This window comes from Streptomyces kanamyceticus (assembly GCF_008704495.1).
GTDB classification, from domain to species: domain Bacteria; phylum Actinomycetota; class Actinomycetes; order Streptomycetales; family Streptomycetaceae; genus Streptomyces; species Streptomyces kanamyceticus.
The window spans coordinates 364193-377926 of record NZ_CP023699.1 but is presented as its reverse complement, the minus strand read 5'-3'; the positions used below and the strand labels follow the sequence as shown (position 1 = coordinate 377926).

At 71.5% G+C, this 13734-nt stretch carries 13 protein-coding genes; 2 read left to right on the top strand and 11 right to left on the bottom strand.

Annotation, left to right across the window (positions count from 1 at the left end; genetic code table 11):
* Positions 1-115 precede the first annotated feature (115 nt).
* Positions 116-1393: a Glu/Leu/Phe/Val family dehydrogenase gene (locus tag CP970_RS01505; RefSeq protein WP_063806033.1), complete on the top strand. Its 1278-nt coding sequence runs from the start codon at positions 116-118 to the stop codon at positions 1391-1393.
* A gap of 2 nt (positions 1394-1395) precedes the next feature.
* Positions 1396-3054: a benzoylformate decarboxylase gene (mdlC, locus tag CP970_RS01500; protein WP_055545232.1), complete on the top strand. Its 1659-nt coding sequence runs from the start codon at positions 1396-1398 to the stop codon at positions 3052-3054.
* Here mdlC and CP970_RS01495 read toward each other — a convergent pair.
* The 11 genes from CP970_RS01495 to glsA all read right to left on the bottom strand — a co-directional run bounded on the left by CP970_RS01495 (position 3029) and on the right by glsA (position 13666).
* A complete protein-coding gene (locus CP970_RS01495) occupies positions 3029-3748 on the bottom strand; it encodes an HAD family hydrolase (RefSeq protein WP_055545231.1) in 720 nt (239 codons plus the stop codon). The two genes, mdlC and CP970_RS01495, sit on opposite strands and share 26 nt — an antisense overlap.
* 146 nt (positions 3749-3894) lie before the next feature.
* Positions 3895-5250: a hypothetical protein gene (locus tag CP970_RS01490; protein ID WP_055545230.1), complete on the bottom strand. Its 1356-nt coding sequence runs from the start codon at positions 5248-5250 to the stop codon at positions 3895-3897.
* A gap of 959 nt (positions 5251-6209) precedes the next feature.
* The gene (locus CP970_RS01485; protein ID WP_150492856.1) at positions 6210-6527 is read right to left on the bottom strand and encodes an acyl carrier protein; all 318 of its coding nucleotides are present in this window, start codon (positions 6525-6527) and stop codon (positions 6210-6212) included.
* A gap of 13 nt (positions 6528-6540) precedes the next feature.
* Positions 6541-8211 carry an aminotransferase class III-fold pyridoxal phosphate-dependent enzyme gene (locus CP970_RS01480; protein ID WP_224058138.1) on the bottom strand — a complete coding sequence of 557 codons (1671 nt, stop codon included), beginning with the start codon at positions 8209-8211 and terminating at the stop codon, positions 6541-6543.
* A 513-nt stretch (positions 8212-8724) separates the two neighbouring features.
* Positions 8725-9462: an SGNH/GDSL hydrolase family protein gene (locus CP970_RS01475; protein WP_055554961.1), complete on the bottom strand. Its 738-nt coding sequence runs from the start codon at positions 9460-9462 to the stop codon at positions 8725-8727.
* Positions 9459-10115 (bottom strand): acyltransferase, encoded by a 657-nt coding sequence (locus CP970_RS01470; RefSeq protein WP_206188701.1) that lies wholly within the window; start codon positions 10113-10115, stop codon positions 9459-9461. Before CP970_RS01470 ends, CP970_RS01475 begins: the two co-directional genes overlap by 4 nt.
* Positions 10116-10167: 52 nt before the next feature.
* Positions 10168-10371 carry a cold shock domain-containing protein gene (locus CP970_RS01465; RefSeq protein WP_055554959.1) on the bottom strand — a complete coding sequence of 68 codons (204 nt, stop codon included), beginning with the start codon at positions 10369-10371 and terminating at the stop codon, positions 10168-10170.
* A 43-nt stretch (positions 10372-10414) separates the two neighbouring features.
* Positions 10415-11170: a bestrophin-like domain gene (locus CP970_RS01460; protein WP_055554957.1), complete on the bottom strand. Its 756-nt coding sequence runs from the start codon at positions 11168-11170 to the stop codon at positions 10415-10417.
* An 89-nt stretch (positions 11171-11259) separates the two neighbouring features.
* Positions 11260-11532: a hypothetical protein gene (locus CP970_RS43955; RefSeq protein ID WP_191094857.1), complete on the bottom strand. Its 273-nt coding sequence runs from the start codon at positions 11530-11532 to the stop codon at positions 11260-11262.
* Positions 11529-11885, bottom strand: a complete 357-nt coding sequence (locus CP970_RS43950) for a hypothetical protein (RefSeq protein WP_191094856.1) — start codon at positions 11883-11885, stop codon at positions 11529-11531. The genes CP970_RS43955 and CP970_RS43950 overlap by 4 nt, the downstream gene beginning before the upstream one ends.
* Complete coding sequence (gene glsA, locus CP970_RS01450; RefSeq protein ID WP_055556664.1) at positions 11882-13666, bottom strand: glutaminase A; 1785 nt, start codon at positions 13664-13666, stop codon at positions 11882-11884. The genes CP970_RS43950 and glsA overlap by 4 nt, the downstream gene beginning before the upstream one ends.
* Positions 13667-13734: the final 68 nt, after the last annotated feature.

Below are 13734 nucleotides of genomic sequence, written 5' to 3'. Positions count from 1 at the left end.
GAACAAGGCGGTTGGGGCGTAGTTCCTGGGAACTTTCGAAGCGTGACGCCAGAGGTGAAATTCCGCTGCGTCCGGGCGAAATCACGCCTCCACAGCTTCGAGGAAAGGACCCGCCATGACCCGATCCGACCATCTCCTGTCCACACGGGAGTCGGCGCGCCCCGACGACGCGGCGGAACCCGGTGAACTGAACGCGATCGATCTCGTGGGAGGAGTCTTCGCCGAAGGCACCGGCGGAGTGCGCGACGTTCCGCATGAAAAGGTTCTGCTCTGCCAGGACGAGGCGACGGGCCTGAAGGCCATTGTGTCCCTGCATTCCACCGCGTTGGGCCCCGCTCTCGGCGGCACACGTTTCCGGCACTACGGAACCGCCGCCGATGCCGTACTCGACTCCTTGAACCTCGCCCGCGGAATGTCGTACAAGAACGCCCTCGCGGGACTTCCTTATGGCGGCGGCAAAGCGGTCATCATCGGCGACCCGTCGGTACGGAAGACGCGCGGGCTCCTCAGGGCCTATGGACGCTTCGTCGAGTCCCTGGGCGGCAGGTACGTGACCTCCTGCGACATGGGCACGAACTCGGCGGACATGGACATCGTCGGCGAAGTGACGTGCCACGTCGTCGGGTGCTCGGTCAAGCACGGGGGCGGCGGCGACCCTTCCGCGCTCACCGCCTACGGAGTACTGCAGGGCATGCGCGCCTGCGCAGCCGTCCGCTGGGGCGTACCCGTACTGCGCGGGCGCCGCGTGGGCGTGAGCGGTGTCGGGAAAGTGGGCCAGCACCTCGTGGACCTGCTGGTGTACGAGGGAGCGATCGTCGTCGCGGCCGATCCGCGGCCCAGCGCGCTCGCCCGCACCCGCGCGCGGCATCCCGAGGTCTCCACCACGACGCCCCCCGCGCTTCTCCACGCCGAACTGGACATCTTCGCCCCCTGCGCACTGGGCGGAGTGCTCGACCAGGTGGCCGTGAACCGACTCAGGACCGACATCATCTGCGGCGCCGCCAACAACCAGCTCGGGTACGGGGGCGCGGAGGAGCGGCTGCGGCGGCGGGACATCGTGTACGCACCGGACTACGTCGTGAACGCGGGCGGCGTCATCCACATGGCGCAGGAACACGCCGGGACGTCCGGCGAATTCTGTGCCGTGCACGCGCGCAAGCAGGTCATGGGGATCTACGACACCACGCTGTCGATCCTCACGAAGGCCGAGTCGACCGGCGCGACGCCCTGCGCCGTGGCGGACGAACTGGCCGAGCAGCGCATGGCGTCCGCGTCGCACGCGTCGGCCGGACCGCGCGTCGCCGACGCGGCGGACGAGCCCGCCGGACCACGCACGGCCGCCGCACCGGACGACGCCTCCCGCATGCCCGCGACCGACCAGCGAAACAGGTGACCATGACCACCGTCAGGCAGAGCACCCACGAACTCCTCCGGCACCACGACATGCGCGTCATCTTCGGTAACCCGGGCAGCACCGAACTGCCTTTCCTCGCCGAGCTGCCCGAGGACTTCACCTACGTCCTCGCCCTCAACGAGGCCACCGCCACGGCGATGGCCGACGGATACGCCCAGGCGACCGGGCGGCCCGCCCTGGTCAATCTGCACACCGCCGCGGGCCTCGGCAACGCCATGGGCTCCCTGGTCAACGCCGTCGGTGCCCGAAGCCCCGTGGTGGCGCTCGCGGGGCAGCAGGTCAGGGCCGCGCTCCCGACCCCCGCCCTGCTCGTCAACCGCCACCCGGCGTCCCTGGCCAGCGGCGCCGTCAAGTACACCGCGGAGCCCGCGAGGCCCGAGGACACCCCGGAGGTGCTCGGCCAGGCGATCCTGCGGGCCGGGCAGGCGCCGAGCGGGCCCGTGTGCGTCTCGGTCCCCATGGACGACTGGGACCGGCCCGTCGACGCATCGGCCGACGGATTCCCGCTCAAGCCGCGCACCGCCGCCGCCGTGCCGGACCCCGCCGCGCTCGACGCGCTGGCGGCAGAGCTCGGCCAGGCCCGCGCGCCCGCCCTGATCGCGGGACCGGAGATGGACACCCAGGAGGGATACGACGCCGCGGTGGCCCTCGCCGAGCGGTTGCACGCCCCCGTGTGGCTCCCCGCCTTCACGTCCCGGGCGGGCTTTCCCTGCGCGCACATCGCGTCCCGCGGACCACTGCCCTCGTCGGCGGAGGGAGTGGCGGAAGCACTGGCCGGGCACGACCTGGTCCTCGCCCTTGGTGCTCCCGTCTTCACCTACTACCAGTGGACGGGCGGCCCCGCCACGGCACCGGGCACCCGCCTCGTCCACATCACGTCGGACCCCGAGGAAGCGGCCCGCGCGGTCACCGGAACGTCCTGGCTCGGCTCTCCCGTCGCCGCGGCACAGACGCTCGACCGCCTCCTTGCGGACCGGGGCCCTCTGCCCGGTGGCCATGGGGTGCAGCGGCCGCACGTGAACGGGGCGGACGAGGCGGGTCCCGTGACCGAGACCCCTGAGACGGAGACCCCTGAGACGGAGACCCTTGAGTCGGCGAGCCCCGCGGCCGACGAGGGCCTGAAGGCCACCGAGATCTTCGCCGTGCTCGCGAAGGTGCTGACCGACGACGCGATCGTCGTCAACGAGACGCCTCAGCAACTGTCCGCCTACTGGCAGTCGGCGGCGGGCGCACGGCCGGGCAGCTTTTTCTTCACGGGAGGAGGCGGTCTCGGCTTTGGTCTCGCCGGTGCCGTCGGTGTCCAACTGGCCAGGCCGAAGCGCCCGGTGGTCGCCGTGGTCGGCGACGGATCCGTCCAGTACACGCTCCAGGCGCTGTGGACCGCCGCGCGCTACCGGGTTCCGTTGACCGTCGTCGTACTGGACAACGGCGGGTACGAGATCCTCAAGGACTGGTGCCGCGCGCTGGACACCGGCCCCCTGCCGGGGCTCGACCTGCCGGGCATCGACATCGTGGGCCTGGCCACCGGCTACGGCGTCAGTGCCTGTCGGGCGCGGTCCACCGACGAGCTGACGGCGCTCCTGGCCGACGCGGTCTCCATGCCGGAACCGCGGCTCATCCACGTACCGCTGGCTTCCTAGGAAGTCGGGCGCGGCAGTGTCGCAGTACTGAACTCCGGTCCGCCACCGGCCAGTTCCGCGACTCTGCCGCCCTCAGAAGCGCAGCGTCGGGCTCGAAGGCCAGCGGATTGCCCGCCATATCGAGGACGTCGATGTCCGCGGAGGAGTCACCCATCGCGAACGACCCGCCCCAGTCAACGGACAGGTGGGAGGTCGTCTCAAGCAGCGTGGCGCGCTTGGCGCCCGGCCGCGCGGGGGCCCGCAGTACGCGCCCGGTGCAGCGGCCCGCGTCGGAGGCGAGCCGCATTCCCCACACATGGTCCATGGCCAGTTCCTCGGCCGCGCACACCACGGCCTCCTCCGGGCTCCCCGACAGCAGGCATGGCGAGAATCCGAGCTGCCTCAACTCGGCGACCAGCTCCGCCGAGAAAGGGAAGAGGCGCGCACGCGACCGCTGCCACGCCCGGATCCCGACACGACGCAGCACCGCTGTCGACAGACCGCGTACGGCTCGCGCGTAGCAGGGGTAGAAACGCGCGGCGCATTCGTCGTGATCGATGGTGCCGCCCTTGTAGGCGTCGATGGCGGACAGTGCCTCGCGGGCGGCTGCCGGGTCGCCGGAATCGCATCGGGATAACTCCGTGGCCATGGTGGCGGCCAGGAATGTGTCCAACAGCGTGCCGTCCAGGTCGAATACGGCGAGTCGAATGGCCATGGCGCTTCTCGGCTTTCGCGTTCGGAGGGAAGGGTCACAGGGACTCCTTTCCGCCGACCGCGAGGAGTGGCCGGGACCGTTCGACGGATGTGTTGAAGGTGTTGAAGTCACACCCGAGAGCCGCTCAGGTCCCGCCCAAGAACCCCTCAGGGCCATGCACCGCTCAGCAGGGCCCGCACCGAGGCCTGCGAGCGGTAGGGCAGGAACGCCCGGCGCAGCGAGCTGCCCGCGCGGTCGACCCTGGCGGACTGGAGCCCCGCACCGAGGTGGGTGAAGGACCGCCAGTTCGCGCTTGCCTCTTCGAGGTGCCCGGCGTGCAGCAGCAGCTGGACGCGGAGGGCGCAGGTCAGGGCATGGCCCCGGCGGTCGTCGGGGCTGCGGTGCGCGAGCGAGGCCGTCACGGCCTTGGACGCGCCCGCCAGGTCGCCGAGGCCACGTAGCGTCTGGGCCCGCTGGAACTCCAGGGCCGCGCGCGGGTACACCGAGAAGGGCGAGGGGGCGACGTCCGCGCGGTCGGTGGCCCGCTCCGCGTCGTCCAGGGCAGCCATCGCTCCGTCGCGGTCGTCGGCACGGGCCCGGGCCACCGCCAGTTGGGCGGCGACGAAGGAACGGACGGCCGTCGGCGCCTCGGGCGGCAGCGCCGCGAACGCCCGCTCGCCCTGGGACAGGGCGACACCGCGGTGGTTCAGCGCGAGTGACTGACTGCTCAGCGCGCGCAGGGTCATGGCCCAGGTGACGCGGTCCTCGGCCTCGTTGGCCAGGAGCAGCGCGTTGGCGAAGTAGCGCTGGGCCACGCCCTGCATGTCGCTGTCCTCGTACTGCCTGGCCAGGACGAAGGCCAGCCGGGCGGACTCCCTGCGCAGCTGCCGCCCCACCTCGCTGTCGCCCGCGCGGCGCAGCCAGGGGACCACGTCGTCCGCGAGATACGCGCACAGGGCGGACCGGGCATGGCCCCCGCCGTGCCGGTCGAGACCGGACGCGAACGCCCGCACGGCGTCGCGGACAGTGGCCACCTCGGTGCTGCCCACGCCCGTGCCGCGCGGCGCGGGAACCTTCGCGCGGCGTGCGGCCGGAGCGGTCCGCACCGGGCGCCACAGGGGCAGGGACGGGTCGGCCTCGTAGGGAGTCCGCTGCAGGAAGGTGCGGCGCAGCGGGTCGGTGTCTGACCCGACCAGGGCCGTGAGCTGGCGAATCGCGCTCGCGTCAGCCGGTGCGACCGGGCCCTTCGCGGCGACGTCGCCGTCCGGTGTTCTGAAGCCCACGGCGGCCGTCGTGACGGCCCGGTCGAGGCGCCGCGAGAGGGCTTCGGCCACGAGCTGGGGCACTTGGTGCCGGGGCTGGGTGCCGGAGAGCCAGTGGGAGACCGACGTCCGGTCGTAGGAGAGCCGCAGCCCGATCTCGGCGCCGGCCATGTTGACGGCGCGGGCCAGGGCGGCCGAGGTCCACTGCGCCTCTCTGAGCAGGGCCCGCAGTCGGTCGTTGGATCCTGGCCTGTCCGTCATCACGCTCCTGAGGTCTGGCCGGTGCCACCACTCCTTGGTGGCACCGGGCTTTTGGGAGCCTGCCCAGGAGTCCGGACTCATGGCAGGCGCGCGGTAGTGCCGGGGGACGCGGCGTGCTTCCGCGAGCTGCTCTCCTCCTCGTACGGCGGATGGCGGGCTCTAGGAAATCGTGCTCTTTCCCACCGGTTCAACGGGTTCCGCGCCGTGGGCGGCACGGGTGGGTGTGGGTTCCATGTAGACGGTGTGCGCGACGCGCCGCTGGTCAACGGGTGTTGCTGCGGCGGGAGTCGGGGACGCGGCGGTGGCCGGGAGCGTGGCTAGCGGGGACTGGGCGAAGGGATCGTTCATGTGGCATATGCCTGCCCTGGGTGCGGAGGCCGCGAGCGGCGCGGGACACCGAATCACTCCGTCGGGCGGTGGTACGGGGAGGACGGCGGAGGGCCCGCGCGAGCGCGCCCTCCGGGAGCCCGGCGTGCTTTCAACATCCTCAACAGGGTCCGCGCCGGGGCGGCGTTGATCGAACGGCGGCGAGGGTCGACATAGAGGGAGACCACAGTACCGACGCTCAAGGAGACCTCGACGTTGTCCTCGTTCCGCCCGCGCCACCAGCAGCACGCTCCGTATGAGAACCGCCTCGACGACGCGGTGCCACCGGCCCCGTCGGTGACGAGTCCCGTCAGGACCTGCCCCGACTGCAGCTGCTGCGTGGACGGACTGTGCCTGCCGGGCCCCGGTTCGGGATGCCCGGACGCCCTGGACAGCCGGTGGCCCTATCCCTGCCCCTGCACGTCGAACGCGATGGACGCGCCGCATCCCTGACCGCGGGGCGGTGGTGGCGCCGCGCACGGTCAGTCGCCGCCGACCGCGTAGGGCTTGTCGACCGCCAACGAGCCTGACCTCCGCTCGGGCCGGGGAACTCAAGGGACGGAGCCAGCGGCGTGCGGGACCCGTGGGCGCGGTCATGCCGTGTCCGCGGGCCGGGCGGCCGGGGCGCCGTCGATCGCGCGTGCCGTCCCGACGAGGGTGGCGTCCGACTGGAGGCGACGCGGCGGCACCCGGGCACCGACCCGCTCGGTCACCGCCAGGGACAGCCGCATGGCCAGCAGGCTGTCCGCGCCGAGGTCGAAGAAGGCGTGGCCGAACTCGAGGGTCATAGGGCAGCCGGTCCCGCCGGGCGGCTGTCCGTCCTGTCGCCCGAGCAGGAACGAGCGCTGAACGTCCGTGAGCGGAAAGGGGGCCGACTCGGCCTTCTCGGCCACATCCGTCCGGTCGGTCATGAGGTGCTCCACTTCATGTGCTGTTCCGGCATCGGTCCACTTCGCGGGAGGCGGCGGTGAGCAGGGCGGCTCCCCGGCGTACCTCCTCGTCCGTCAAGGTCAGCGGCGGCATGACCCGCACGCAGTGCCCGGCGCTGCCGCCGAGACCCACGAGCAGGCCCAGGTTGCGGCACTCCTCCTGGACGGCGGCGGCCACCTCGGCGCAGGGCACGCCGGTCGCCGGGTCCTGGAACGCCACCCCGAGCAGCAGCCCGCGCCCCTGCACCCGCCGCACGCTCGCGAGTCCGGCGAGTCCCCGCGTCAGGAGGCCGCGCAGCCCCTGCCCCGCCCGGGCCGCCCGCGTGGGCAGGTCGTGTTCCACGATGAAGTCGAGGGTCGCCACAGCCGCCGCCGTGGACAGCGGGTTGCCGCCGAAGGTCGAGATCGAAGGCATCGGCAGGCTCGACATCACCTCGCGCCGCCCGACGACCCCGCCCAGAGTGAGTCCACCGGCCGCGCCCTTGGCGAAGACCAACAGGTCCGGGTGGACGCCCTCGTCCCACTGGTGGCCCCAGAAGCGGCCGGTGCGCCCCCAGCCCGTCAGTACCTCGTCGCAGATCAGCAGCGCCCCGCGGTCGCGCAACACGTGAGCGTACGCGGCGAGTTGTCCCTCGGCGAGTGGTACGGACCCGGCCACGCCCTGGACGGGCTCGGCGATCAGGGCGGCGATGCCACGGCCGGGTGCGGCATCGATCAGATCCTCCAACTCCTGCACGCACAGCGCGACATGGTGCTGGTCATTCTCTCCGTGCTCCGGCGCGGCCGGGACGTGGTCGACGCACAGCGGCGAGAGGCCGGTCCCCTGCCAGCGCTTGTCGCCGCTCACTGCCACCGCCCCGAACGAGCGGCCGTGATAGCTGTCCCGGAGGGCGACGACGTGCCGACTGCGCTGGTACTCCGTCGCCAGGAGGAGGGCGGTCTCGACGGCTTCGGTGCCCGAGCAGGTGAAGAACACCACGGCGTCGTCGATCCCGGAGACGCGGGCGACGCGCTCCGCGAGTTCGACCTGGGAACGGATGAGGTAGAAGGTCGACGTGTGCAGGATGCCGGTGCGCAACTGCCGCTCCACGGCCTCCCGTACCGGTGCCGCGTCATATCCGAGCAGATTGGCGGCCACCCCGGAGTAGAAGTCCAGATAGTCGCGCCCGTCGCCGCCGCGTACGGTGCACCCGTGCCCGGAGACGAGCTCCAAGGGCTTGCGATAGGACAGGGGCGACCACGGGGGCAGGGCCGCCCGGTGCCGGTCGATGAGGCTGTGCGTGCTGATGGGTTCCTCCTCGGGGTTCAGTTGGCGGTCAAGGGGGCGACGGGCGGCGGGGCGCCGCAGGGCGGGCCCAGGGCGAACCCGCCCACGTGCGGGACGTCGTCGGTGGCGCCGCGCGGGAAGGGGGCGGTGGCTGACGGGCGGGGTGTGGCTCATCCGGCCGGGGTGGGTGATCAACCGGTCCGTCCGCCCGTCGAGACGCGCGTTCCAGGGGGCGAGACGTTCCGGGGCATGCTCGAAGGGGTCGTAGTGGCGAACGCCGACGGGAAGCCACGCGACGGCCCTGACCGGCACGTAGATCTCCAGGCCGTGCAGGCCGCCGCCGGAGGGCGAGGGCCGATGGGTCTGCTGATGGACGAGCGGCGGCGGATATCCCCGCACCCGCGCCGCCCGGTCGAGGAGCGAGGTGAGCCGGGACGCCGGAACCGGCCGGTCGGCGACGAACCGCGCGCTGCGCGTGCCTCGTGGTGGGCTGCCAACTGGTGCGGGGAGCAGGAGCGGGAGCCGCCTCGGGGAAGGGCCGCGGGAGGGGAGGGCGTGATGGCCCCCGCGTCCACCAGCTCGGCGAGCACCTCCCGCAGCCGCGGGAGCGCGGGCGCGTCGGGCCAGCGGGCTTGGAGCACCTCGGCGGCGCGGGCGCTGCCGAGCCGGGCGAGCACCCGCGGCCGGTCGGGTACTTCCCCGGGAAGGCAGGGCCAGGGGCGAACGAGCCCGTGCCTGGCGTCCAGCAGGACCGGGGTACCCTCGTCGCCCTGATCGTTCATTCTCAGCGAATGCCCGACGCGGGCCGGGCGGGAACTCGCGCACAGGGAATTCAACAGTAATCGGATGATGTGCGGCGGCATGATTCTCCAGTGCCTCGGCTCGGCCCGGACCGGTGCCGGGGCGGGCGCCTCAGTCGATGGACCGCTTGGCGCGGGCGTCGACGTTGTCGAGTACGGGGTAGGGGCGTGGGTAGGCCGCGCCGAGCCCGTAGGACCGGGCGAGCTGGTCGGCGAATGCCGCGGCGATGCGCAGTTCGCCGTTGGGGTTGGGGTGGGTGCCGTCCCAGGTGTGCTGGGCGGCGCGGAACTCCGCCGCGGTGTCGGCGACGTGCACGCCCTGCTCCTCCGCCACCCTGCGGATCTGTTCGTTGGTCGCCTCGACCAGCGCGGCGAAGCCGGGTTCGTCCAGGGCCTTGCGGGTCTCCAGGACGGTGCCGATGAGGATGCGGAGTTCCGGTGCCGCGGAGCGCGCGTTCTGGATGAACTCGCGCAGGTTTTCGGCGAACTGGGCGGGCTCCACGCCGTACCAGAAGAGGTCGTTGATGCCGAGCAGCGCGAGGAGGTACGCGGGCTCGTACTCGGCGACCTTGGCGTGGATCTCGTCCTTCTCCGTGAGGTAGGGGCGGCCCCACTGCGCGTCGTGGTCCCGGTCGAAGTCGGGGTCGGCGTAGGTGTCGTCGTCGTCCCCGACCTCCGCGGTACGGATGTTGTCCAGGGTGGCCTTGGGGCCGACGAGGTCTACGCTCACCTCGTGGTTCTTCAGGTGCTTCCAGAAGAAGTAGCGCCAGGTCCAGTCGCCGCTGCTGCCGTGGCTGATGGAGTCCCCGACGATCATGATGGGGATGTCCCCCTCGGGCGGCTTCCTCATGGTGTCTCCTCGCGTTCGGTGGGCATCGGCTGCCAGCCGTGCCCGGGGCGGTACCTACGGACGATGCGGGCCGGGACACCGGCGACCACGCAGTGGTCGGGGAAGGTGCCGCGGACGACCGCGCCGCCCGCCACCACGACGTTGCGGCCGAGCCGGGTGCCGGGCAGGACGATCGCGCCCGCACCGAGCCAGCAGCCGTCGCCGATGGTCACGGGGTTGTTGACGGGCCGCTGGACGCCGATGGGCGTGCTTGGGTCGTCGAAGGTGTGGTTCTGGTCGGTGATGTACGAGTACGGGGCGATGAAGACGTCGTCGCCGATCCGCACCGAGCGGTGGCCCACGATGTGGGCGCCGCGGCCGATGGAACACCGCCGGCCGATCTCGACGATCGGATCGGGCCCCAGTTCCTGGCCGGGCACGAACCCGGCCGAGATGCTGACGCCGACACCCACCAGGGTGTCGTCGTCGATCGTGATGCACCGCTCGCCGAAGATCGCCCCCGGCGGAAAGGCGAGACAGGCCCCTTCGCCCAGATGCGCGAAGCGGAATCGTGCCGGACGGGACGCCGTGACACGGCCCCATTCCCCGGCCGCCGCCCACAGACGCTGAACGGCGCCGCAGACCATCCGGCGCAGCCATTCCACGGGGTCCACGAGGCCTCCTCGGTGTGGGGTGGGTGGTCCTGCGGATTCGGCCGTCGGCACGTCATGGCTGCACGTGCCGGGCCTCGAACCGGCCGCTTCCCAGGGCCAGCTCGAAGGAGACCTGCTGGCCCTCGGAAATGACCTTGAGGTCGCCGTCGAAGTCCTCGCGTTTCACGAAGACGGTGTCCTGCTGACCGAACGGAACGATGAATCCGTAGCCGCCCTCCCGGTTGAAGTACTGGACGAGTCCTTTGCACCGCTCCATGGCGAATGCATCTCCTTCTGTGCCTGTCGAGGTGAGCACCCGTTCACCTGCCGCGCAGGGCCAGGAACGGGTCGGGGGTGATGGCCATGCCGCGGCCGAACGGCGCGTCCATGTCCCAGATGAGGAAGAGCAGGAAGGCGAAGAGCGCGCAATAGAGCATCGCCACTGTCAGTTCGCGTGCCGTGCGCCGGATCTGCAACGCGAAAACCATGCCGATCGAGACCACGGCACCGACGATCAGCCCGAACCAGACCACCGGCGGCATCGTGGGCTGGGCTGATTCGCCCCGGTTGGTGCGGGCCTCGTCGGCGAGGGCGATCTGATCGGCCATTGGGGTGTACGCCTGGCCTTGCAGTTCGTCGCGCGGCTCGCTCCGCAGGACCGCGGTGCGCACCTTGCCGAAGAGCTGGTCCCCCCGGTCGGTGAGCTGCCCCTTGGCGGCCATCTCGGGCCATTCCTTGTCCGCGACGTACGCGGCGTACGCATCGATGCTCCGCCGGATCCGCTCGCGGTCGGCGGCCGGGAACACCTGCGCCCGTTCGGCGACTTCGTGCAGCGCCTGGCTCTCGTTCTGGACGACGGTCTGGGCCTCGTTGCGCGCCTCCCAGGCGCCCGCGATGGCGAGGCCGAGGACGATGGCGTACACCACCCCGATCATCATCGTCATGTACTCAATGACATCGGGCGTCTGTGAGGGGTCGTCATCCGCTCTCACCCGGCGCTGGACGAGCCCGGTGATGACGTAGATGACCGTGCCGGTCGCGGCCATGACGATGATCAGCCTGAGCCAATAGGGCATGACTGTCTCCCTTGTGAACTGGGCATCGGAAAGGCGAGTTGCGTGAAGGTGAGCCGGGAGCCGGGAGCCGGGGGACGCGGAGCGGCGTCTCAGCCGTTCCCGCCGCCACTGCTGCGGCCGGAGCCCCGGGAGAGCGCGGCCGCTGCCAGCACGGCGGGCGCCAGGAGCAGCAGCGCCTTCATGGTGAGCGGCTGCCCCTCGGGCTTCTTGTCCGACGGAGGGCCCGCGTAGGCGCGCGGCACAGTGCGGCTCGGTGAGGGCGATGCGGGCGGCGGGGACGAGGAGGGCTCGGGCGCCGGGGTGCTCGGGTCGGGCGGGGGTGGTATCGAGGGCGGCGGTGGGGGAGCGGGCGGGGTGGTCACGGGGGTGGCGGTGGCGTGGGCCGGGGCGGTGGTGCCGGGCGAGGCGGTGGGGGAGCGGGGGCGGACGACCGGCAGGCCCGGCGCACCGCTTCCCCGACGTCGCCCTCACGCGCGAGGCGCCCCAGCTCCTTCATGTCGAGATCGGCGCCCGCGTAGGCGCAGGCCTCGTCGCGCTGCCGGGCGTCGGCCGCGGGCGCCAGGCCGGGCAGCCAGCACACGAGGGCGCAGCCCACGCCCACGAGTGCGGCCGTGAGCACCGCCCCGGAGCGGCCCTGCCGCGTGGCCCGTACGCCGTGGGCGCCGCTCTCGTGGTCTTGGCGGGACGGCGCCGGTGCTCGGCGCGACGGCCTCATGTGGACGACCGCTCCTCGGCCGTCTTGCGCGCCTTCGGGGACTTGGCGGGCCCAGGAGTCTTCTTGGCCCTGGCGGGCTTGCCGCCGGACCGGGCAGGCGTGCGGTTCGAAGGGTCAGCCATGCCGTTCGGGCGGGAAGCCGTCCCGTCCGAAGAGGCAGACGTGACACTCTGCCGGGACGACTGCTGCCGCGGCACCGACTTGGCCTTCTGCCGCAACAGATCCGCGATGTCACTGTGCCCCTCGCGTTCCGCGTCCTGCTGAGGCGTGCCGTTCCACCGGTCGACGGGCGCGGGGTCGACCTCATGCGAGAGGAGGAACCGGACCGCGTCGGTCCGTCCCTCCGAAGCCGCCAGGTGCAGCGCCGTACGGCCGTCGTAGTCGGCGGCACCGAGATCCGTGCCGGAGGCCGCGAGGCGACGCACCTCGTCCAGGTCGCCCTGTCCCGCGGCCCAGCACAGCGCGACGACGCTCTCCACCGAGCTCTGGTTGCGGCGCTTGCGGGGGTCCTTGCGGGCGGCCTTGGTCTCGACGGCGGCGTGCGGATGCACTTGGTAGGTGTCGACGAGCTTGCGGCAGAACTCGATGCCGCGCACCGTGTTGCCCAGTTCGTCGAGCCGGGGCGACCACACGCAGATGCCCATGAGCTGCGGGATCACGACCATCAGCGCACCGGAGACACCGCTCTTGGCCGGTAGTCCGATGGTGAAGGCGAACTCGCCGGAGAAGTCGTACATCCCGCACGAGGTCATCAGCGACAGACAGTGCTGGACCGTCTGCTCGCTGAACACCCGGTCACCGGTGAGCGGGCAGACGCCGCCGTTGGCGAGGGTGCCCGCGACGATGCCCAGCATCTCGGCGTCGAGCTCGATCGAGCAGCACTGGAAGTAGAACTCCAGGGTCTCCTTGAGGTCGGTGCCCTCGGGAAAGGCCCTGCTCTCCCGCATCGAGTAGCCCAGCGCGAAGTTGCGGTCAGCGGTCTGCCGCTCGGACAGGTACACGGCGTTGTTGAAGCCGGTCCTGCGGCCACCGGCCAGCCGCTGCCAGGTCTGCGCGACGTGGTCGAACCGGTCGGCGAGCGATTCTCCCGGGTGGATCAGCGCGCAGCTCATGATGGCGCCCGCGTTGATCATCGGGTTGTGCGGACGCCCGATGCGGTTGAGGGTCAGCTCGTTGAAGCTCTGGCCGCTCGGTTCACGGCCCACGTGCTGGTGGGTGGGCTCGACGCCGTGGTCCTCCAGGGCCAGGCAGTAGCTGATGGTCTTGGAGACCGACTGCACACAGAACGGGACGCAGGTGTCCCCGACCGCATGGCGCTGGCCGTCCACCGTGCAGACGGAGAGGGCGAATTGCTCGGGATCGACGCGCGCCAGCTGCGGAATGTATCCCGCGACCTGCCCCTCGCGGACGGGCAGGATCTCCTGGTACATCCGGTCGATGTCGGCGGTGAACCCTTCGAAGTCCGGCACCGCGAGGTTCCCGCGCATGGCCCGCTGGATGAGTCCGCTGTGCTGTTTGACGAGCGAGACGAATTCGTCGAATTCCATCTCGCGTTCGTTCTCGCCGTCCTCGGTCGCGGCCAGGATTCCCGCAAGGCGGGGGTCGTCCTCCCTGATCCCCATCACCGCCAGATGGGTGAGGAGTTCGTTCCGCGAGAGGGTGCCGCTCTTGTCGTCGTCGAACGCGTCGAAGAGGGCCTGATAGGCCGCGGTGTACGCGTCGGTGTCGGCGGATGGTCCCGAGCCGGGCTCGGTGGCTTCCTCATCGGTGATCGTTCGCACGTAATTCGTCCTCTCCTGAGACCGGTGGACGGGCTCTTGGCTATTCGCCTGACCAGATTCAGTCGCGC